Raw genomic sequence first — 19957 nt, forward strand, 5'->3', positions numbered from 1 at the left:
CGCGCGCGATCGCGGCACGCGTCGTTCGGTCGTTGCGGCGCACGCGCCGCGTGCAGCCGCACCTGCAGGCCTGCGTAGCGCCCGGCCTGTCAGCCCTTCGCGCGCCGCTGGCGCACCGCTTCGTACAGGCATACGCCGCTCGCGACCGACACGTTCAGGCTTTCGACGCTGCCGGCCATCGGGATGCTCATCACGTCGTCGCACGTGTCGCGCGTGAGCCGGCGCATGCCCTCGCCTTCTGCGCCCATCACGATGGCGACCGGGCCGTCGAGCTTCGTGTCGTATAGCGTCCCCGACGCCTCGTCCGACGTGCCGATGATCCACACGCCAGCGTCCTTCAGTTCGCGCAGCGCGCGGGCAAGGTTCGTGACAGTAATGTACGGCACCGTGTCGGCCGCGCCGCTCGCAACCTTCGCCGCGGTTGCGTTCAGGCCCACCGCGCGGTCGCGCGGGGCGATCACCGCATGCGCGCCGGCCGCATCGGCGACTCGCAGGCACGCGCCGAGATTGTGCGGATCGGTGACGCCGTCGAGCACCAGCAGCAGCGCCGGACCCTGGATGCCGTCGAGCAGTTCCGACAGATTCTGAGCGAGCGGGACATCCTCGACACGCGCGACGACGCCCTGGTGGCGCTCGGTGTGCGCGAGGCCCCACAGGCGCGTTTCGTCGGCCGCGATCAGCCGCACGCCCGCTTCCTTCGCGGCGTGCAGGAACTCCTGCATGCGGCGGTCGCGGCGCGTCTGGTCGTACAGCACCTCCGCGACCGTCGACGCGTCGTGCCGCAAACGTGCGGTCACCGCATGAAAACCGTAAAGAACCTTCAGACGTGACATGACTGGAACAACCTTCGATCAAACGTGCGGCCGCGCGATGCGCGCGGCCGCGATCCATGGAAAAGGAAAGCGCCGCGTTGCCGGCGGTGACCGGTAGAACGCGGCGGCTGTCGATACTGCAACGGGCGTGCGCATGCGCCGCCCATACGCTCAATACTTCTTGCGGGCGTGCGCCTTCTTCGCGGCGGTCTTGGCCGCCGCACCGCCCTTTTTCTTTGCCGCGCGTGCGGCACGCGCTTCCTTCACCGCGGCGGTCGGCGCGCTGGCCGCTTTCTTGCGGCGCGGCGCGGCTTCGTCCGCCGGCGGCAGCGAGCGCACGCGCGGGCCGCCGCGCTCGCTGCCCGTGCCGTTACCGGCAACAGCCGGCGCCGGCGCGGGGCGCGGCGCCTTCACCGGCGTGTCGCGCACGAGCCGGAAGTCGATCTTGCGTGCGTCGAGATCGACGCGGCTTACCTGCACGCGCACACGATCGGACAGACGATAGCGGATGCCCGTGCGTTCGCCGCGCAGCTCGTTCTTGATCTCGTCGTACTGGAAGTAGTCGGAGCCGAGTTCCGTCACGTGCACGAGCCCTTCGATGAACAGCGTATCGAGCTGCACGAAGATCCCGAACGACGTGACGCCGTTCACCATCCCGCCGTACTCCTCGCCGAGCTTGTCGCGCATGAAGTAGCACTTGAGCCACGCCTCGACGTCGCGCGACGCTTCGTCGGCACGCCGCTCGTTCGCCGAGCAATGCAGGCCGAGTTCTTCCCAGATCGCGGTGTTCGAACGCGAACGGCCGCGCGTTTCGTCGTCGGCCTGCTGCATCGCGCGGGCGCGCGGCGACAGCGCGGTGTTCAGCTCGAAGCCGTCCGGCGCCTTCGGCGTGTACTTCTTGCCCGACAGGATCGCGTAGATCGCGCGATGCGTGAGCAGGTCGGGATAGCGGCGGATCGGGCTCGTGAAGTGCGCGTACGCCTCGTACGCGAGACCGAAGTGGCCGATGTTGTCCGGGCTGTAGACAGCCTGCTGCATCGAGCGCAGCAGCATCGGCTGCAGCATTTGCGCGTCGGGACGGTCGCGGATTTGCGCCATCAGCGCCGCGTAGTCGCTCGCGTGCGGCTTGTCGCCGCCGCCAAGCGACAGGCCCATGCCGCGCAGGAACGCACGCAGGTTCTCGAGCTTCTCCGGCGTCGGACCGGCGTGCACGCGATACAGGCCCGGGTGCTTGTGACGCTTCAGGAAGTCGGCCGCGCAGACGTTCGCCGCCAGCATGCATTCCTCGATCAGCTTGTGCGCGTCGTTGCGCTGGCGCGGGACGATCTGCTCGATCTTGCCCTGCGAGTTGCAGACGATGTAGGTCTCGGTCGTGTCGAAGTCGATCGCGCCGCGCTTCTGGCGCGCGGCGAACAGCGCCTTGTAGACGCCGTACAGGTCCTGCAAGTGCGGCAGCAGCTCGGCGCGGCGCGCGGCCTCCGGCCCCTTGGTGTTCGACAGCACGGCGGCGACTTCGGTGTACGTCAGACGCGCGGCCGAATGGATCACCGCGGGATAGAACTGGTACGCCTTGATCTCGCCGCGTGCGGTAATCACCATGTCACACGCGAGCACGCAACGGTCGACCTGCGGGTTCAGCGAGCACAGCCCGTTGGACAGCTTCTCAGGCAACATCGGGATCACGCGGCGCGGGAAATACACCGACGTGCTGCGCTCGAGCGCGTCGGCATCGAGGCCGCTGCCCGGTTGCACGTAGTGCGACACGTCTGCGATCGCGACGATCAGGCGGAAGCCGTCGCCGCGACCGACCTTGGTCGGCTCGCAATAGACGGCATCGTCGAAGTCACGCGCATCCTCGCCGTCGATCGTCACGAGCGGCACGTCGCGGAGGTCCACGCGGAAGCGCAGATCCGCCGGGCGCACCTTGTCCGGCAGCGCGGCGGCCTCGTCGAGCGCCGGCTGACTGAATTCGTGCGGCACGCCGTACTTGCGCACCGCGATCTCGATTTCCATGCCCGGATCGTCGATGTCGCCGAGCACTTCGACGACGCGGCCGAGCGGTTGCGAATGGCGGCTCGGGAAGTCGGTCAGTTCGACGACGACGACCTGCCCGACCTTCGCCTTCTTCACGTTCTGCGTGATCAGGATGTCGTGGCCGATGCGCTTGTCTTCAGGGGCGACGATCAGCGCGCCGTTCTCATTGAGCAGACGGCCGATCACGCGCTTGTTCGCGCGCTCGGTGACTTCGACGACATGGCCTTCGGGCCGGCCGCGGCGATCGTAGCCGACGATCCGCGCGAGCACGCGATCGTTGTGCATCACCTTCTGCATTTCGCCGTTCGGCAAGAACAGGTCGTCCTGACCGTCATCGCGGATCACGAACCCGTAGCCGTCGCGATGGCCCTGCACGCGACCGGCAACGAAATTCGACGGGTGGGTAAGCTGGTAGTGGCCGCGCTTGTCGAGGCGGATCTGTCCGTCGCGTTCCATCGCGGCGACACGCCGGAAGAACCCTTCGCGCTCCTGGCGTTTGATCGACAGCGCCTCGGCGATGTCGTTGGCGGCCAGCGGCGCGTCGCTCGTACGCAGCACGCCGAGAATTTCTTCACGGCTCGGAATGGGGTACGGATATTTGCTCAAGGGTTTGTCGATGATTGTTCTCGTTGCGTTGACTGATGGTGCACGGCATCAACATAGAAGTGTCCGTCAGACAGTTCTATAGTGACGGCGGCGGACCATTCTATCACCCGCCTTGCGCAGCAAAATGACGCGAACGCCGCGGGCACGCGCGGCTGCGTCGGGTTTGCGGCATATCGCAAAAAAGTGTTGACACGAATAATTGGGGCGCTATAATTTCATTTCTTTGCAGGAAGCAGCTACTGCAAAACGTGCCCAGGTGGCGGAATTGGTAGACGCACTAGGTTCAGGTCCTAGCGGTGGCAACACCGTGGAGGTTCGAGTCCTCTCCTGGGCACCATCTGTTTTTAAAAAGGTCGGCTTCTTAGCCGGCCTTTTTTCATTTCGAGCCCAGGAAGCAAAGCGCCTGCGCGCTTTGCGCGACGACTCGAAAGGCTGCGCTTGCAAGCGCAGCCGGGGTCGCGCTTGCGTGACCGAGTCCTCTCCTGGGCACCATCTGTTTTAAAAAGGTCGGCCTCTTAGCCGGCCTTTTTTCATTTTCGGCACTGCATGAGTCATGCGTGCCGCGTCTTATGCCCACCGCTCCGATCGATAGCAGAATTAATCGCTTATCGATTGCCACCCCCGTTGGTACGTTAGCCGCGTCGCTTTCAATGAACCCAACGAGGAAGAACATCCATGACGTTGATGAACCGCCGCGCATTCACTCGCGCGATGCTGGCCGCCGGCCTGAGCGCCATCGGCATGCGAGCGCACGCGGAGAAAGCAGCCACGACGTTACGCATCGGATACCAGAAATCGTCGACGCTCATTACGCTACTCAAGTCGCGCGGCACGCTGGAGCAGTCGCTCGCGCCGCTCGGCCTGCGCGTATCGTGGCATGAATTCGCGAGCGGCCTGCCGCTGACCGAAGCACTCAACATCGGCGCGGTCGATTTCAGCGCGGACGTGGCCGACACGGTGCCGGTATTCGCGCAGGCCGCGCACGCCCGGTTCGTATATGTCGCGCAGGAAGCGCCGTCGCCGAAGGCGCAGGCCATCGTCGTGAAGCAGGACAGCAGCATCCGCACGCTTGCCGATCTCAAAGGCAAGCGAATCGCGGTCACGAAGGCCGCCGGCAGCCACTACCTGCTGCTTGCCGCGCTCGCACGCGCGAACCTCGCGGTGCGCGACACAGCGGTCCACTACTTGACACCGGCGGACGGTCGCGCGGCATTCGAGCGCGGCAGCGTCGATGCGTGGATCACGTGGGATCCGTACGTCGCTTCGGTCGAAGCGAATCCCGATGTGCGGATTCTGGCCGACGGCGACGGTCTCGCGTCGTACCAGCGCTATTACCTCGCGTCGAGCAGTTTTGCGGCCGCGCGTCCCGACGCCATCCAGATCGTATTCGATCGGTTGTCGCAGGCCGGTGCGTGGCTGCACGATCATCAGCAGGAAGCCGCCAATACGCTGGCGCCGATCTGGGGACTGGATGCCCGCACGATCGAGCGTGCGAATGCGCGCCGCAGCTATGTGGTCCGCGCGGTTGCCGCGCAGAACTTCGGCGAACAGCAGAAGATCGCCGATACGTTTCTCGCGGCCGGCTTGCTGCCCGCCCGCGTCGACACAAGCGATGCGCTGCGATGGAATTTCACGGCCAAACGGGCAGAGCCGCTTGGCGCATGAGGGCTCGATACGCAGCATCCGATATTTTTATCGCCATCGATCGAATTGTGTTGACAGCGTCTCCAGTCACGCTATAATTTCGCTTCTTTGCAGCAAGCAGGTACTGCAAAACGTGCCCAGGTGGCGGAATTGGTAGACGCACTAGGTTCAGGTCCTAGCGGTGGCAACACCGTGGAGGTTCGAGTCCTCTCCTGGGCACCATCTGTTTTTAAAAAGGTCGGCTTTTTAGCCGGCCTTTTTTCATTTCGAGCCCAGGAAGCAAAGCGCCTGCGCGCTTTGCGCGAGGACTCGAAGGGCTGCGCTTGCAAGCGCAGCCGGGGTCGCGCTTGCGTGACCGAGTCCTCTCCTGGGCACCATCTGTTTTTAAAAAGGTCGGCTTTTTAGCCGGCCTTTTTTCATTTTCCGGCGCCCAATCGCGCGCGCACCCACGCGACACCACCCGCTCCGTTCGGCGAACACCTGCCTCCCTCGTCGCACCTCCTCACGCCGAGCAAACAAGCCGCAAAATATTTGCGCCCCAAGACGTCGAATTGTATTGACACAACCTTTAGACGCGCTAAAATAGCGGTCTTCGCATCGCAGCAAGCGAAACGTGCCCAGGTGGCGGAATTGGTAGACGCACTAGGTTCAGGTCCTAGCGGTGGCAACACCGTGGAGGTTCGAGTCCTCTCCTGGGCACCATCTGTTTTTAAAAAGGCCGGCTTCTTAGCCGGCCTTTTTTCATTTCCAGCCCCGCATCGCGCCACCGACGCTGCGCGACGCTCTCCCCACACGAACCGACCGGCCTCGCCGCCCCGGCCGCGCTCCCACGGCTGCTCGTCATTCGGGCCCGGAACCCGCACCCGCTGCCCGTCCGGCACGCCGCCATCCTCGCTCTCGCCGCGCCACCGGGATTTCCCTAGGCTGACACGCCGTCGCTCACACGGTTAAATAAATCAACGTGATTTATTTAATGCGCCGCCATATGGCGCACCATGGAAGGAGACGCCATGCGAAGCCCGCACATCGGCCAGGGCAGCAACTCGGCCAACGTGCGCCGTTACAACGAGCGCCTGCTGCTGAAAACGCTGCGCCGCGCGGGCAGCGCGTCGAAGGCCGATCTCGCCCGGCTCGCGAACATGACGGGCACGGCAGTCGGCAGCATCATCGCGTCGCTCGCCGACGCGAAGCTCATCGAATTCGCCGGGCGTACCGAAGGCCAGCGCGGCCAGCCGGCGTCGCTGATCCGCCTCGATCCGCGTGGCGCATTCGGCATCGGCGTCCATCTCGACCGGATGCGCATCGAAACGGCGCTTGTCAATTTCGCGGGCGACGTGCTCGGCCGCCGCTCGCACGACACGCTGCTCCCTTCGCCCGCCGATGTGCTCGACATCGTCCGGCGCGACATCGACGCGATGCAGGATCTGCTTCCGGCGCACGAGCGAGCGCGCTTGACGGGCGTCGGCGTCGCGCAGCCGTACAACCTCGGCGCATGGATGCGCGAGCTCGGCCTCGCGCCCGACACGTTCCGTGCGTGGGAGGACGTCGACTTCGCGAGCGACCTCGGCCGCACGGTGTCGCTGCCGGTGTTCGGTGAAAACGACGGCAACGCGGCCGCGATCGCCGAACTGTTCTACGGTTACGGCCGGCAGTGCGATGACTTCTTGTACCTGTTCATCGGCCCGGCGATCGGTGGCGGCATCGCAATCGACGGCGACTGCCTGCGCGGCGTGACCGGCAATGCCGGCGACATCGCCGTGATTCCCGTGCCGCCGAGCCGGCTGGCGTCCGCGCCGCCGCCGCGCGGCCCGTGGGACATCCTGCTCGCCCGCGCGTCGCTGCATGCGCTCGTGCGTCACCTGCGCCATCACGGCGAGACAGTCGAGAACCGCGCCGATCTCGAGACCTGCATCGCCCGCGGCCTGCCGGCAGTCGACGAATGGATCGACGACTGCGTCGACGCGCTCGCGCCGGCATTGCGTGCGGTGTTGTGCGTCGTCGATGCGCCGGTGGTCGTGCTCGACGCCGATACCGATGCCGGCCTCCTCGATGCGGTCACGACGCGCCTGCGCGCGGCGCTGGTCGCGACCGCACCGGAAGCACGCGGCACACCGACGCTCGTGCGCGGCACGTTCGGCGCCGACGCCGGCGCAATCGGCGCCGCGACGCTGCCCATGTATTTCAATTTCTCCCCGCGGGCCGGCATCCTCAAGGGCGCCCGCACCGATTTGCAGGAGGTCCACCATGTCGCGTTCTGAGTCGCCCCGCCCGCTGCTCGAGATGCGCGGGATCAGCAAGACGTTCCCGGCCGTGCGCGCGCTCGACAACGTCAGCCTGACCGTCTATCCGGGCGAGATCCATTCGCTGATGGGCGAAAACGGCGCCGGCAAGTCGACGCTGATGAAGATCCTGTCGGGTGCGTACCAGGCTGACGCCGGCGGCGAAATCCTGATCGACGGCGCGCGCATCGACGTCGACGGCCCGCTCGCCGCACGCGATGCCGGGGTCGCCGTGATCTACCAGGAACTGTGCCTGGCGCCAAACCTGACCGTCGCCGAAAACATCTACGTCGGCCGCGAACTGCGGCGCGGCAACCGGCGCTGGGGCACCATCGACCGCGCGGCAATGGCGCGCGGCTGCCAGGACGTGCTCGCGCGTCTCGGCGCGCCGTTCGGGCCCGACACACTTGTCGGCACGCTGTCGATCGCCGAACAGCAACTCGTCGAGATCGCGCGCGCCGTGCATACCCGCGCACGCATCCTCGTGATGGACGAACCGACGACGCCGCTGTCGTCGCGCGAAACCGAGCACCTGTTCGGCCTGATCCGCCAGCTGCGCGAGGAAGGCCTCGCGATCATCTACATCAGCCACCGGATGGCGGAGATCTACGAACTGTCCGACCGCGTGTCGGTGCTGCGCGACGGGTCATACGTCGGCACGCTCGAACGCGCAACGCTGTCGGCCGAGCGGCTCGTCGCGATGATGGTCGGCCGCGACATCTCCGGCTTCTACAAGAAGGAACACGCGCCTTACGACCCCGGCCATCTGCTGCTGTCGGTGCGCGACATCGCCGACGGCGACCGCGTGCGCGGCTGCAGCCTCGACCTGCATGCCGGCGAAGTGCTCGGCATCGCCGGACTCGTCGGCGCGGGCCGCACCGAGCTCGCGCGGCTGATTTTCGGCGCGGAGCCGCGCACGCGCGGCGACGTGAAGCTCGGCGACCGCACGTTCGGCGCGCACTCGCCGCGCGACGCAATCGACGCGGGCCTCGTCTACCTGACGGAAGATCGCAAGCGCCAGGGCCTGTTCCTCGACATGAGCGTGCGCGACAACATCAACATCTCCGTGTGCAATCGCGACGCACGGCTCGGTGCGCTCGATCTCGCTCGCGGCGCCGAACGCGCGCGCGACGCGATCGCATCGCTGTCGATTCGCGTGCCGAACGCGAACGTAAACGTCGGTGCGCTGTCGGGCGGCAACCAGCAGAAAGTGCTGCTGTCGCGCCTGCTCGAAACGAAGCCGCGCGTGCTGATCCTCGATGAACCGACACGCGGCGTCGATATCGGCGCGAAATCCGAGATCTACCGGATCATCAACGAACTGGCCCGCGCGGGCGTCGGCGTGATCGTGATCTCCAGCGAATTGCCGGAGATCATCGGCGTCGCCGACCGCGTGCTCGTGATGCGCGAAGGCGAGATCGCGGGCGAACTCGGCGGCCACACGCATACCCCGATTACGCAGGAAGCGATCATCGCGCTCGCGACCGGCTCACAGGCCGAACTCGCCGACGCGCACTGACCACGGCCCCTTCCTTTCCCTCTTCATTCAAGGTACCGAAATGATCAACCCGACCAAGCAGCGGAACCTCGCTTCCGCGACGGCCCATCCGGTCGCCAACCGCACGCCGCTGATGCGCGGCGCCGATCATCGCGCGCGCATGCAGTCGCTGATGCGCACCGCCGGCATGCTGCCGGTGCTGCTGGTCCTCTGCATCGGCTTCGGCTTTCTGACCGACGGCTTCTTCACGCTGCAGAATCTGTCGATCGTCACGCAGCAGGCATCGATCAACATCGTGCTGGCTGCGGGCATGACGTTCGTGATCCTGACGGGCGGCATCGACCTGTCGGTCGGCTCGGTGCTCGCCGCATCGGCCGTCGCCGCGCTGATCGCATCGACCATCCCCGGCTGGGGCTGGCTCGGCGTGCCGATCGCGCTCGCCGTCGGTCTCGTGTTCGGCGCGATCAACGGCGGCCTGATCTCGTTCCTGCGCCTGCCGCCGTTCATCGTGACGCTCGGCGCGATGACCGCCGTGCGCGGCGTCGCCCGCCTGATCGGCAACGACACCACCGTCTTCAACCCTCAACTGCCGTTCGCGTTCATCGGCAACGGCTCGGTGCTCGGCGTGCCGTGGCTCGTCATCATCGCGGTCGCGGTGATCGCGCTGTCGTGGTTCATCCTGCGCCGCACGGTGCTAGGGATGCGCATCTATTCGGTCGGCGGCAACCCGGAGGCCGCGCGGCTGTCCGGCATCAACGTGCGTGCGATTCAGCTGTTCGTCTATGCGGCATCCGGCCTGCTTGCCGGCCTCGGCGCGGTGATGTCGGCCGCGCGCCTCTATGCGGCCAACGGGCTGCAGCTCGGCCAGTCGTACGAACTCGACGCGATCGCCGCGGTGATTCTCGGCGGCACGAGCTTCGTCGGCGGTGTCGGCTCGATCGTCGGCACGCTGATCGGCGCGCTGATCATCGCGGTGCTGACCAACGGCCTCGTGCTGCTCGGCGTATCCGACATCTGGCAATACATCATCAAGGGGCTCGTAATCATCGGCGCGGTCGCGCTCGACCGCTACCGGCAGCGCGACTCGGCCCGTACCTGACGCGGACTTGCGCCGTACCGCCCGACGTTCAACCATCGAGGCGCAGTCAGGTCCTCCTGCGCCCATCCGCCAACGGACCATCCGGAGACACAACGACATGTTGAAGAACAAAGCCGCCCTGACCGCCGTCGCCTGCGCACTCGCATTCGGCGCCGCCGCCGCCCATGCCGCCGACAAGCCGCTGAAATCGATCGGCGTCACGGTCGGCTCGCTCGGCAACCCGTACTTCGTCACGATCGTCAAGGGCGCCGAAGCGCGTGCGAAACAGCTCAATCCGAATGCGAAAGTCACCGCGGTGTCGGCCGACTACGATCTGAACAAGCAGTTCACGCAGATCGACAACTTCATCTCCGCGCACGTCGACATGATCCTGTTGAACGCGACCGATCCGAAGGCGATCGAACCGGCGGTGAAGAAGGCGCAGGCAGCCGGCATCACGGTCGTCGCGGTGGACGTCGCGGCCGCCGGCGCGAACGCGACCGTGCAGACCAACAACGTGAAGGCCGGCGAACTCGCATGCGATTACCTCGCGAAGAAGCTCAACGGCAAGGGCAACGTGATCATCGAGAACGGCCCGCAGGTGTCGGCCGTGATCGACCGCGTGAACGGTTGCAAGACCGTGCTTGCGAAGAACCCGGGCATCAAGCTGTTGTCGAGCGACCAGGACGGCAAGGGCTCGCGCGAAGGCGGGATGAACGCGATGCAAGGTTATCTGACGCGCTTTCCAAAGCTCGATGGCGTGTTCACGATCAACGACCCGCAGGCGATCGGCAGCGATCTCGCGGCGAAACAGCTGAATCGCCCGAACATCGTGATCACGTCGGTCGACGGCGCGCCCGACATCGAGGTGGCGCTGAAGTCCAACACGCTCGTGCAGGCGTCGTCGAGCCAGGATCCGTGGGCGATGGCGCAGCAGGCCGTCAACGTCGGCTACGGAATCATGAACGGGCAGAAACCGGCCAATCCGATGATCCTGATCGAGCCGACGCTCGTCACGCGCGAGAACGTGAAGAGCTACAAGGGCTGGAGCAGCCCGCGCTGAGTCCGGCCGCGCGATACGGCGATCCCGGCCGGCGCCGCACCGGGCCCCGTCGCGTCACGCGGCGCCCGGCCGCCCTGCCCGGCCGTTCATCTCAACCGCTGCACTGCCGCGCGACACGCGCGGCACAAGGTTTCGACATGACGACGACGTTCCCCCGCCTGATCGTATTCGGCGAAGCGCTGACCGACTTCATCCGCGACGACGCGCAGCACTGGCGCAGCATCGCCGGCGGCTCGTGCTGGAACGTCGCGCGCGTCGGCGCACGGCTTGGTGTGCCGACTGCCTTCGCCGGCACGGTCAGCCGCGACATCTTCGGCGACGAACTGATGCGCAGGAGCGCCGATGCCGGACTCGACCTGCGCTTCATCCGTCAGGTCGATCGCGCGCCGCTGCTCGCGATGGTCGTGTCGAAACAACCGCCCGAGTATTTCTTCATCGGCGAGAACAGCGCCGACCTCGCATTCGATCCGGCCGATCTGCCGAACGGCGCGCTCGATGCGGCGGAAGTCGTGCATGTAGGTTCGCTCGGCGTCGTGCGCGAGCCGCTCGCGTCGCGCCTGATCGAAGCCGCCCAGACCGCGCGCGCGGCCGGCAAGCGAATCTCGTTCGATCCGAACTATCGCGCACCGATGGCCGCGCCGTCGTATCGCCATACGCTGCGCCGGCTCGCCGGTCTCGCCGACTGGATCAAGGTCTCGGATGAAGATCTGCGCGGGCTGTTTCCCGAACTCGACGAAGCGGCCGCGCTCGCGCAATTGCGCGAGTGGGCGCCCGATGCGGCCGTGCTGGTCACGCGCGGCGCGACCGGCATGCAGCTGCTGCATCGCGACACCACCTTGTTCCAGCCGGCGTTCGCAACCGAAGTCGCCGACACCGTCGGCTGCGGCGACGCCAGCATCGGCGGCTGGCTCGCGAGCCAGCTCGCGCATCCCGACGCCACGGACGCCGATCATTTGCGCTACGCGGCCGCGTGCGCGTCGGTCGCCTGTGCGCATGCGGGCGCGTATGCACCGACTGCCGACGAGGTAGCGGACGTCATCGCCCGTAGCGCACGCGGCGAGCCGGCCGATACGGCTGTGTCCTACTAGGCGGCGCCGAGCGGCACTGAACCGCAACGCGCCGCACTTCGACGTCCCGGGCAGCGGATGTGCGCCCCGTCGTCACGCGCCGCGCGCGTCGCCGGCTCCGGCGCTGCCGCGCGCCAGCAGCAATTGCAGGCTCTCGTCGACACTCAGTTCCGACATTGCATCGTCGCGCAGCGTAGCGTCTGCCGCACGACGCAGCGCATGCAGCGCGTGCTCCTTGAGCCGCACGATCGCGAACTGCAGTCCGCGCGCCGCGCATTCGGCCGCGAACGTGCGCAGCGACTCGATCGTCGTACCGTCGACGTCCGGCGTTTCCTCCAGGCTCAGCATCACGGTATGCGTGTCCGGCGCGGCTTTCAGCAGCCCGCGCACGCGATTGAGCATCCGGTCCGCGTTCGCGAAGAACAACTGCGCCTCCGGCCGCACAATGAGCACGCCGGGGATCGTCTTCGCATCGGCGTGATTCGCGACGTCGACGAAATCGTGCCCGTCGCGCAGCCGGCCCAGCACGCTCACGTTCGGCTCCGAAAGCTTGCGCAGCGTCAGCAAGAGACTCACGCCGATCGCTGCGAGCAGCCCGTGCAACACGCCGAGCACGAGCACCGCAAGCAGTGCGGCAATCACCACGAGCCGGTCGCGATGCCACGCCCAGTACGGCCGGAACACCGACGGATGCAGCGAATGGCTGACCGCGAAAATCACGATCGCCGCGAGCACCGGCTCAGGCGTGCGCGCGAGCTGCGGCAGCAGCAGCCACACGATCAACGCAACTACGCCGGCCGCCCACAGGCCGGCGAAACGCGATTGCGCGCCGGCCGCCTCGTTCGCGGACGTCGCCGAGTAGCCTGCTCCGACCGGCATCCCGTGCAGCAACCCCGATACGAGGTTCGCGCAGCCGAGCGCGACCAGGTCGCGATTCGCCGACACGCTGTCGCCGTGCTTGAGCGCGAAGTTGCGAATCGATCCGTACGACTCCGCATACAGGATCAGCATCAGCGCGAACGCGAGCTCGACCGTCTGCATCCAGGCGTTGCGATCGAGCTGCGGCAGCCCGAAGTCAAGGTGCCGGAAGTCGATGTGTCCGACGATCGCGATCCCGTAGTGCTGCCAGTCGAGCAGATAGCTGGCCGCGATCGACAGCACGATCACGACAAGTGTCGCCGGGACGCGCGAGCGCCGTCCGAGCACGAACAGCAGCGCGAGCGCGGTCGCGCCGAGCGCGACGCTCGCGAGATTCGCCTGCGGCGCACCGGTGACGAGTTCGAGTGCGACATGCGGCGCGTCGCCGTGATGCACGGAAATCGCGAGAATCTTTGGCAACTGCTTGATGACGATCGTCAGCGCCAATCCGAACGTGAAGCCGCGCAGGACCGGACGCGCGACGAAGTCCGACATGCCGCCGAGCCGCGCGGCGCCCGCGAGGATGAACAGCACGCCCGTCATCGCAACGAGCGCGGCGGCCAGTGCGAGCTGCGCGGCCAGCGCCATTCCGGATTCGGCCAGCACGGTCGCCGCGAGCACCGCTGCCGACGACGACGTCGACGACACGATCGCGAAGCGGCTGCTGCCGGTCAGCGCATAGATGACGAGCCCCGAGAGCAGCGCGATGAGGCCGGCCTGCGGCGGCAGGTTTGCGAGGCCGGCATACGCGACCGCCTCGGGAATCAGCAGCCCGGCGATCGACAGGCCGGCCAGCGCATCGAGGCCAATGCGCCGCGCAGGCTGCGGCGGGGCCGCATCGAGTGCAGCGAAATGCTCGGGATGCTGCGGGCCGGCATCCGGTCGGGTCGGTGCTGTTGTCATGACGTAGAAGCCGACGAGCCCGTGTCAGGGCTTCACGGCGATCACGCCCGACCACCCGGGCAGATAGCGCGCGTCCTGGTCGTGTGCGCGGCTTAGCGCGACGTCGAGCGCCTTCGAGAAGTTCTTGCGGATCTGGTCGAGCGTCACGTGCTGGCGCAGGTAATCGGCCCACAGGAATTCGCTGAACGGCGTCGCGTCCTTCGCATAGCCGCCGGCGGTGCGCAGTTCGCCCGCGAGACTGCGATACGGATCGTCCGCGAGCCCCGTCAGCGACTTCGGCAATTGCGCGTAGTCGCGGCGCGAGCCGTCCACGCCGAACGGATGCACCCACTGGTTGTGTTCCATCATCCGCCAGAAGATCGTGTCGTCGAGCCAGGATAGATCCTTCAGCAGCATCGCGTTCACGCTCGACTCCCCTTCCTCGATCAGCGCGAGGCCGAGATGGTGATGATCGGTGATGTAGTGCAGCCCGCCCGGGCCGAGGACGGCCGGAAACCAGTGCGATTCGATCGCGGCCTTGCGCGCACGCTTGCCGAGTGTCTTCCAGTGTTTGCGCTTCGCTTTCACTTCACGATAGCCGACCGTCATTTGCGTCGGACGCAGTGCGTCGAGCCGGACGGGAATCAGATGAACGTCGTTGCCGAGTGCCACGGTCGTACCCCATGTTTCGAATTTCCGGCAACGATACTCCTGATCTCGCGCGCCGTTAATACGTCGCGAGACCGATGCGCGCGCGTTTGACGATCCCTGACACCCGGCCGCACCACGTTGCAGCGTCACATTGCCGTGTCACGTGCGCAGGTCGTCGCGTTCGAGGCGATGGCGAATGTACGGAATCCCGTCCTGCACGACACCCACGCGGCGCATCCCGAGCTTGCGCGCGACGTTCAGCGAGCCCGTGTTCGCCTCGGCAATGTCGGCGATCATGCGCGGCAGCCGCACGGTGTCGAACGCGTGACGCACGACGGCCGCGGCGGCCTCGCTCGCGATGCCGCGCCCCCAAGCCGCACGCACGAGCCGCCAGCCGATCTCGACGTCGCGCGCGCCGTTCGCATAATCGGGAATCAGCAGGATCCAGCCGATGAACGCTTCGGGCGCGGCCTTCTCGAAGATCGACCAGTAGCCGAGGCCGGGCGGATACTCGCGTGTGATGCGGTGCGTGACGAAGCGGCGGTGCTCGACCGGGTCGTGCCATGGCCCTGCGATGTGCCGCGTGACTTCCGGATCGCGATCCATCTCGATGCACGCGTCGAGATCGTCCAGCACGCGCTGCCGCAGCCACAACCGCTCGGTCTCGAGGACGGGCAACGTGGCGACGGAAGGTTCGTTCATCGGGGCTCCTGATGCGGGGAAGGCGCGCATCGCGCATTACATAACGGATACAACAAGCCTTCCTGAATGATACAGATGGCTGTCGCTTGTCTGGCACGGCCGCGCTCCCGCTTTCGCAACAGCGCGTTTCGTAGGGATTATTCCCGATTCTCCGTGTCGCGCCCCGCAACGCGCGGCTCGGCCGCCTACACTCCATCCATGCCCCTGCACCGCGCGCGAGCCTGGCCGGCACCCGCGTGCGATACGTGAACGCGCAAGCCAACGAGGAGACCCGGACATGAGCTGGACCCGCGAACAACGCAACGTCACGATCGCCGCCTACCTCGGGTGGACGCTCGACGCATTCGACTTTTTCCTGATGGTGTTCGTGCTGAAGGACATTGCCGCCGAATTCGCGTCGACGATCCCCGCGGTCGCGTTCGCACTCACGCTGACGCTCGCGATGCGCCCGATCGGCGCGCTGATCTTCGGCCGGCTCGCTGACCGCTTCGGTCGCCGCCCGACGCTGATGGTCAACATCGCGTGTTATTCGCTGCTCGAGCTCGCGTCCGGCTTCGCGCCGAGTCTGACCGCGCTGCTGGTACTGCGCGCACTGTTCGGGATCGCGATGGGCGGCGAATGGGGCGTCGGCTCCGCACTGACGATGGAAACCGTGCCGACCCATGCGCGCGGCATCGTGTCGGGATTGCTGCAGGCCGGCTATCCGAGCGGTTACCTGCTCGCGTCCATCGTGTTCGGCCTCCTCTACCAGTACATCGGCTGGCGCGGGATGTTCATGATCGGCGTGCTGCCCGCGCTGCTCGTGCTGTACGTGCGCGCGCACGTGCCCGAATCGCCCGCGTGGAAGCAGATGGAAAAGCGTGCACGGCCGGGTCTCGCCGCAACGTTGCAGCAGAACTGGAAGCTCACGATCTACGCGATCGTGCTGATGACCGCGTTCAACTTCTTCTCGCACGGCACGCAGGATCTCTACCCGACCTTCCTGCGCGAACAGCATCACTTCGATCCGCACACCGTGTCGTGGATCACGATCGTGCTGAACATCGGTGCGATCGTCGGCGGGCTGTCGTTCGGCGCGATTTCAGAGCGCATCGGCCGACGTCGCGCGATCTTCATCGCCGCGCTGATCGCGCTGCCGGTGCTGCCGCTGTGGGCGTTCTCGAGCGGCGCGCTCGCGCTCGCCGCAGGCGCGTTTCTGATGCAGATCTCCGTGCAGGGCGCGTGGGGCGTGATCCCCGTCCACCTGAACGAAATCTCTCCGGATGAAATTCGCGCGACGTTCCCCGGTGTCGTCTATCAACTCGGCAATCTGCTCGCATCGGGCAACGCGACAATGCAGGCTTCGCTCGCGGTTTCGCAAGGCAGCAACTACGGGTTTGCGCTCGCGCTCGTCGCCGGCATCGTCGCCGTCGTGATCGCGGTGCTGATCCTGTTCAGCCGCGAACGCCGCGGGATTGATATGACGCAATCGGTCAATACGCGTACTACCGCCGGTTGAGCCCGCGCATTTGCGCAATGCATCATCGCGCGGGCCGCGTCGCCGCGCGATCGCACGCGACGATTGCCGCACTCGCACATTGAACTAGAGGAATTTTTCGAGATTCCCTGCTTGCCCGCGCCGCCCGCGTTTTTTTATCTTAATGAAAACGGCTGTTTGAATCAGATAATCAAATCACCTGTTCGCGCCCGGGCGACCGGCGTTGGGAGGCGGGACATGGCAGTAAGTCAGGAGGGGCGACCGTCTGCGGGACGGCCGTCCGGGACGCGGTCATCCGGCAATCGGCAGGCCGGCGGAACGAAGGCGCGCATTCTCGATGCCGCCGAGGACCTGTTCATCGAGCATGGCTTCGAAGCGATGTCGATGCGGCAGATTACGTCGCGTGCGGCAGTCAACCTCGCCGCGGTCAACTACCACTTCGGCAGCAAGGAAGCGCTGATTCACGCGATGCTGTCGCGCCGGCTCGATCAGCTCAACCAGGAACGCCTCGGCATCCTCGATCGCTTCGATGCGCAGCTCGGTGCGCACATCACCTGCGAACACGTGCTCGGTGCAATGTTCATTCCGGCGCTCAAGGCATCGCGCGATCCCGATCGCGGCGGCCCCGCGTTCCTGCGGCTGATCGGCCGTGCGTACACCGACCCGTCGCCGTTCGTGCGCAACTTCCTGACCGCGCACTATGCGAGCGTCGCGGGGCGCTTCTTCGATGCGTTCCAGCGCGCGCTCCCGCATCTGCCACGCACCGAACTCGGCTGGCGGCTGCACTTCGCGATCGGCGCGCTGTCAGGCGCGCTGGCCGGTGCAGAAACCGAAAGCCTGATCGACGAATTCTCGCAGGGTCGGACGATGAACGACGTGCAGATGATCGCGCGGCTGTCGTCGCTGATCGTCGCCGCGCTGAAGGCGCCGATGCCTGACAGCGCGCAGTTGTCGATCTTCGCGGCCGTGCTCGACGATGCGGGCGCGAGCGAAGCGTTCGGACTGCCGTCGAGCACGGCGGCCGCCGATACGGCGCCGATGCATTCGGCGAGTTGAGCGCGTCTGGTCGCGCAGACGGGGTATCACGATGGAGCCGGCTTGGGTCGGGGCGCACGCGCCGGCGCGGGCCGGACAAATGCGATGCGGTGAAGGTCCGTATGGCTCTCGGCGATGGAAAACACCGCAGGAGCGAGCGCTGAAGCGCTGATGCTCAACAACCGCGAAGCATGGGGCGAGAGTAAGGCGCTAAAGCGCCAGCTCTCGTCGACCGCGAAGCATGGGGCGAGAGTAAGGCGCTAAAACGCCAATTCTCGTCGACCGCGAAGCATGGGACGAGAGTAAGGCGCTAGAGCGCCAACTCTCGTCGACCGCGAAGCATGGAACGAGAGTAAGGCGCTAAAGCGCCAACTCTCGCCGACCGCGAAGCATGGGACGAGAGTAAGGCGCTGAAGCGCCAACTCTCGTCGACACGGAGACACGTCATGTCCTCATTCGCAGCAACCGCAGCAACCCAGCTCCCGCCAAACACCGACGGCATCTGGTACGCATCGTACCCGCCCGGCGTGCCGCACGAGATCGACGTCACACAGTACGAATCACTCGTGCAGTTCTTCGACGAATGCACGGCCCGCTTCGCGGACCGCGTCGCCTACGTAAGCGCCGGCGCGTCGATGACGTACCGCACGCTCGCGCAGAAAGTCGACGCGTTCGCATCGTATCTGCAAAGCATCGGCGTCAAGCCAGGCGACCGCGTCGCGATCATGCTGCCGAACACGTTCCAGTACCCGGTCGCACTGTTCGGCACGCTCAAGGCCGGCGCAATCGTGGTCAACGTGAATCCGCTCTACACCGCGCGCGAACTCGCTCATCAGCTGAAAGACAGCGGCGCGCAAACGATCGTCGTGTTCGAGAACTTCGCACGCACGCTGCAGGATGCGTTGCCTGAAACGCAAGTGAAGAACATCGTCGTCACCGCGCTCGGCGATCTCCTCGCCGACGGCTTCAACGCGAAAGGACGCCTGATCAATTTCGTGCTGAAACACGTGAAGAAGCTCGTGCCGGCCTATAACCTGCCACAGGCGGTCCGGCTGCGCTCGGCACTCGCGCTCGGCGCGCGCGGCAAGCCGCAACCGGTGCAAGCCGCGCGCGACGATCTCGCGTTCCTGCAATATACGGGCGGCACGACCGGCGTCGCGAAAGGCGCGATGCTCACGCACGGCAACCTGATCGCCAACCTGCTGCAGGCGAAGGCATGGATCGCCGACCAGGTATCGGGCGACGTCGAAACCGTATTGACGCCGCTGCCGCTCTACCACATCTATTCGCTGACCGTGAACGCGTTCATCTTCATGGGTCTCGGCGGACGCAACATCCTGATCGCGAACCCGCGCGACATGACGATGGTGATGAAGATCATTCGCCACGAAACGTTTACCGGAATCACCGGCATCAACACGCTGTACAACGCATTCCTCGACAACGAGGAATTCCGCAAGCGCGACTTCTCGAAGCTGAAGCTCGCGATGGCGGGCGGCATGGCGATGCAGCGCGCGGTCGCGGAGCGCTTCCAACAGGTTACCGGGCGACCGGTCGTCGAGGGTTACGGGCTTACCGAATGCTCGCCGATCGTCACGATGAACCCGGTCGACCTGAACGACATGGCCGCGTTCAGCGGCTCGATCGGCCTGCCCGCGCCGTCGACGATGGTGCGCTTTCGCCGCGAGGACGGCAGCTGGGCAGGCATCGGCGAGCCGGGCGAGCTGTGCGTGCGCGGGCCGCAAGTGATGCGCGGCTACTGGCAGCGGCCCGACGAGACCGCGAAAGTGATCGACGCCGACGGCTGGCTCGGCACCGGCGACATCGGTGTGATGGACGAGCGCGGCTTCATCAGGCTCATCGACCGCAAGAAGGACATGATCCTCGTGTCGGGCTTCAACGTATATCCGAACGAGATCGAGGAAGTGCTGGTCATGCATCCGGGCATCAGCGAAGCGGCTGCGATCGGCATCCCCGACGACGTGCAGGGGGAACGGATCAAGGTGTTCGTCGTGCGCCGCGACCCCTCGCTTACGGTCGACGACGTGCTCGCGCACTGCCGCAAGAACCTCACCGGCTACAAGATGCCGAAGTTCGTCGAGTTCCGCGACGCGCTGCCGCAGACGAACGTCGGCAAGATCCTGCGCCGTGCGCTGCGCGACGAGGAGCTCGCGAAGATCAACGCGGCGAAGCAAGGTTGATCGCCCCACC

The 19957-nt window shown here is 66.1% G+C and carries 14 protein-coding genes and 3 tRNA genes; 12 read left to right on the forward strand and 5 right to left on the reverse strand.

Translation table 11 applies throughout. The features are described from left to right. Positions 1-89: 89 nt before the first annotated feature. Both rlmB and rnr read right to left on the reverse strand, forming a co-directional pair. A complete protein-coding gene (gene rlmB / locus KDW55_RS12775) occupies positions 90-833 on the reverse strand; it encodes a 23S rRNA (guanosine(2251)-2'-O)-methyltransferase RlmB (RefSeq protein ID WP_040144090.1) in 744 nt (247 codons plus the stop codon). Positions 834-983: 150 nt separating this feature from the next. Continuing rightward, positions 984-3452 carry a ribonuclease R gene (gene rnr / locus KDW55_RS12780; protein ID WP_069241353.1) on the reverse strand — a complete coding sequence of 823 codons (2469 nt, stop codon included), beginning with the start codon at positions 3450-3452 and terminating at the stop codon, positions 984-986. A 250-nt stretch (positions 3453-3702) separates the two neighbouring features. On the opposite strand from rnr, the gene KDW55_RS12785 reads away from it, so the two are divergent. The 9 genes from KDW55_RS12785 to KDW55_RS12825 all read left to right on the forward strand — a co-directional run bounded on the left by KDW55_RS12785 (position 3703) and on the right by KDW55_RS12825 (position 12102). After that, positions 3703-3789: transfer RNA gene (locus KDW55_RS12785), tRNA-Leu, on the forward strand. A gap of 338 nt (positions 3790-4127) precedes the next feature. Beyond that, a complete protein-coding gene (locus KDW55_RS12790) occupies positions 4128-5117 on the forward strand; it encodes an aliphatic sulfonate ABC transporter substrate-binding protein (RefSeq protein WP_040144088.1) in 990 nt (329 codons plus the stop codon). A gap of 114 nt (positions 5118-5231) precedes the next feature. Next, positions 5232-5318 (forward strand) — tRNA-Leu (locus tag KDW55_RS12795). A gap of 393 nt (positions 5319-5711) precedes the next feature. Continuing rightward, positions 5712-5798, forward strand: a tRNA-Leu gene (locus tag KDW55_RS12800). 308 nt (positions 5799-6106) lie between these two features. Beyond that, positions 6107-7354 (forward strand): ROK family protein, encoded by a 1248-nt coding sequence (locus tag KDW55_RS12805; RefSeq protein WP_212197968.1) that lies wholly within the window; start codon positions 6107-6109, stop codon positions 7352-7354. Beyond that, on the forward strand, positions 7341-8894 hold the full coding sequence (locus KDW55_RS12810) for a sugar ABC transporter ATP-binding protein (protein WP_212197969.1): 1554 nt from the start codon (positions 7341-7343) through the stop codon (positions 8892-8894). The genes KDW55_RS12805 and KDW55_RS12810 overlap by 14 nt, the downstream gene beginning before the upstream one ends. Before the next feature lie 40 nt (positions 8895-8934). Beyond that, positions 8935-9972: a ribose ABC transporter permease gene (locus KDW55_RS12815; protein WP_040144086.1), complete on the forward strand. Its 1038-nt coding sequence runs from the start codon at positions 8935-8937 to the stop codon at positions 9970-9972. Positions 9973-10069: 97 nt separating this feature from the next. Beyond that, the gene (locus KDW55_RS12820; RefSeq protein ID WP_040144085.1) at positions 10070-11014 is read left to right on the forward strand and encodes an ABC transporter substrate-binding protein; all 945 of its coding nucleotides are present in this window, start codon (positions 10070-10072) and stop codon (positions 11012-11014) included. A gap of 137 nt (positions 11015-11151) precedes the next feature. Next, positions 11152-12102 carry a carbohydrate kinase gene (locus KDW55_RS12825; protein WP_212197970.1) on the forward strand — a complete coding sequence of 317 codons (951 nt, stop codon included), beginning with the start codon at positions 11152-11154 and terminating at the stop codon, positions 12100-12102. Between the two features lie 72 nt (positions 12103-12174). On the opposite strand, the gene KDW55_RS12830 is transcribed toward KDW55_RS12825, so the two are convergent. From KDW55_RS12830 to KDW55_RS12840, 3 genes are all read right to left on the reverse strand, one after another. Continuing rightward, positions 12175-13902, reverse strand: a complete 1728-nt coding sequence (locus KDW55_RS12830) for a SulP family inorganic anion transporter (protein WP_212160669.1) — start codon at positions 13900-13902, stop codon at positions 12175-12177. A 24-nt stretch (positions 13903-13926) separates the two neighbouring features. After that, a complete protein-coding gene (locus KDW55_RS12835) occupies positions 13927-14553 on the reverse strand; it encodes a ParB-like protein (RefSeq protein ID WP_040144082.1) in 627 nt (208 codons plus the stop codon). Between the two features lie 138 nt (positions 14554-14691). Beyond that, a complete protein-coding gene (locus KDW55_RS12840; RefSeq protein WP_040144081.1) occupies positions 14692-15234 on the reverse strand; it encodes a GNAT family N-acetyltransferase in 543 nt (180 codons plus the stop codon). A 277-nt stretch (positions 15235-15511) separates the two neighbouring features. Between KDW55_RS12840 and KDW55_RS12845 the strand changes: the two genes are divergently transcribed. The 3 genes from KDW55_RS12845 (at position 15512) to KDW55_RS12855 (ending at position 19947) form a co-directional block, all read left to right on the forward strand. After that, positions 15512-16732 carry an MFS transporter gene (locus KDW55_RS12845; RefSeq protein ID WP_212160671.1) on the forward strand — a complete coding sequence of 407 codons (1221 nt, stop codon included), beginning with the start codon at positions 15512-15514 and terminating at the stop codon, positions 16730-16732. A gap of 216 nt (positions 16733-16948) precedes the next feature. Continuing rightward, positions 16949-17767 carry a TetR/AcrR family transcriptional regulator gene (locus KDW55_RS12850; RefSeq protein WP_040144079.1) on the forward strand — a complete coding sequence of 273 codons (819 nt, stop codon included), beginning with the start codon at positions 16949-16951 and terminating at the stop codon, positions 17765-17767. Positions 17768-18192: 425 nt separating this feature from the next. Further along, positions 18193-19947 (forward strand): AMP-binding protein, encoded by a 1755-nt coding sequence (locus KDW55_RS12855; RefSeq protein ID WP_040144078.1) that lies wholly within the window; start codon positions 18193-18195, stop codon positions 19945-19947. The last annotated feature ends 10 nt before the right edge of the window (positions 19948-19957 follow it).

The sequence above is a fragment of the Burkholderia sp. AU19243 genome (assembly GCF_018148075.1).
GTDB classification, from domain to species: Bacteria; Pseudomonadota; Gammaproteobacteria; order Burkholderiales; family Burkholderiaceae; genus Burkholderia; species Burkholderia latens_A.

Coding starts and splice junctions, on each gene's coding strand:
- KDW55_RS12830 (WP_212160669.1), bottom strand. CDS start 13,902: ATGACAACAGCACCGACCCGACCGGATGCCGGCCCGCAGCATCCCGAG.
- KDW55_RS12850 (WP_040144079.1), top strand. CDS start 16,949: ATGGCAGTAAGTCAGGAGGGGCGACCGTCTGCGGGACGGCCGTCCGGG.
- KDW55_RS12810 (WP_212197969.1), top strand. CDS start 7,341: ATGTCGCGTTCTGAGTCGCCCCGCCCGCTGCTCGAGATGCGCGGGATC.
- KDW55_RS12855 (WP_040144078.1), top strand. CDS start 18,193: ATGTCCTCATTCGCAGCAACCGCAGCAACCCAGCTCCCGCCAAACACC.
- KDW55_RS12825 (WP_212197970.1), top strand. CDS start 11,152: ATGACGACGACGTTCCCCCGCCTGATCGTATTCGGCGAAGCGCTGACC.
- KDW55_RS12845 (WP_212160671.1), top strand. CDS start 15,512: ATGAGCTGGACCCGCGAACAACGCAACGTCACGATCGCCGCCTACCTC.
- KDW55_RS12805 (WP_212197968.1), top strand. CDS start 6,107: ATGCGAAGCCCGCACATCGGCCAGGGCAGCAACTCGGCCAACGTGCGC.
- KDW55_RS12790 (WP_040144088.1), top strand. CDS start 4,128: ATGACGTTGATGAACCGCCGCGCATTCACTCGCGCGATGCTGGCCGCC.
- KDW55_RS12820 (WP_040144085.1), top strand. CDS start 10,070: ATGTTGAAGAACAAAGCCGCCCTGACCGCCGTCGCCTGCGCACTCGCA.
- KDW55_RS12840 (WP_040144081.1), bottom strand. CDS start 15,234: ATGAACGAACCTTCCGTCGCCACGTTGCCCGTCCTCGAGACCGAGCGG.
- KDW55_RS12815 (WP_040144086.1), top strand. CDS start 8,935: ATGATCAACCCGACCAAGCAGCGGAACCTCGCTTCCGCGACGGCCCAT.
- rlmB (WP_040144090.1), bottom strand. CDS start 833: ATGTCACGTCTGAAGGTTCTTTACGGTTTTCATGCGGTGACCGCACGT.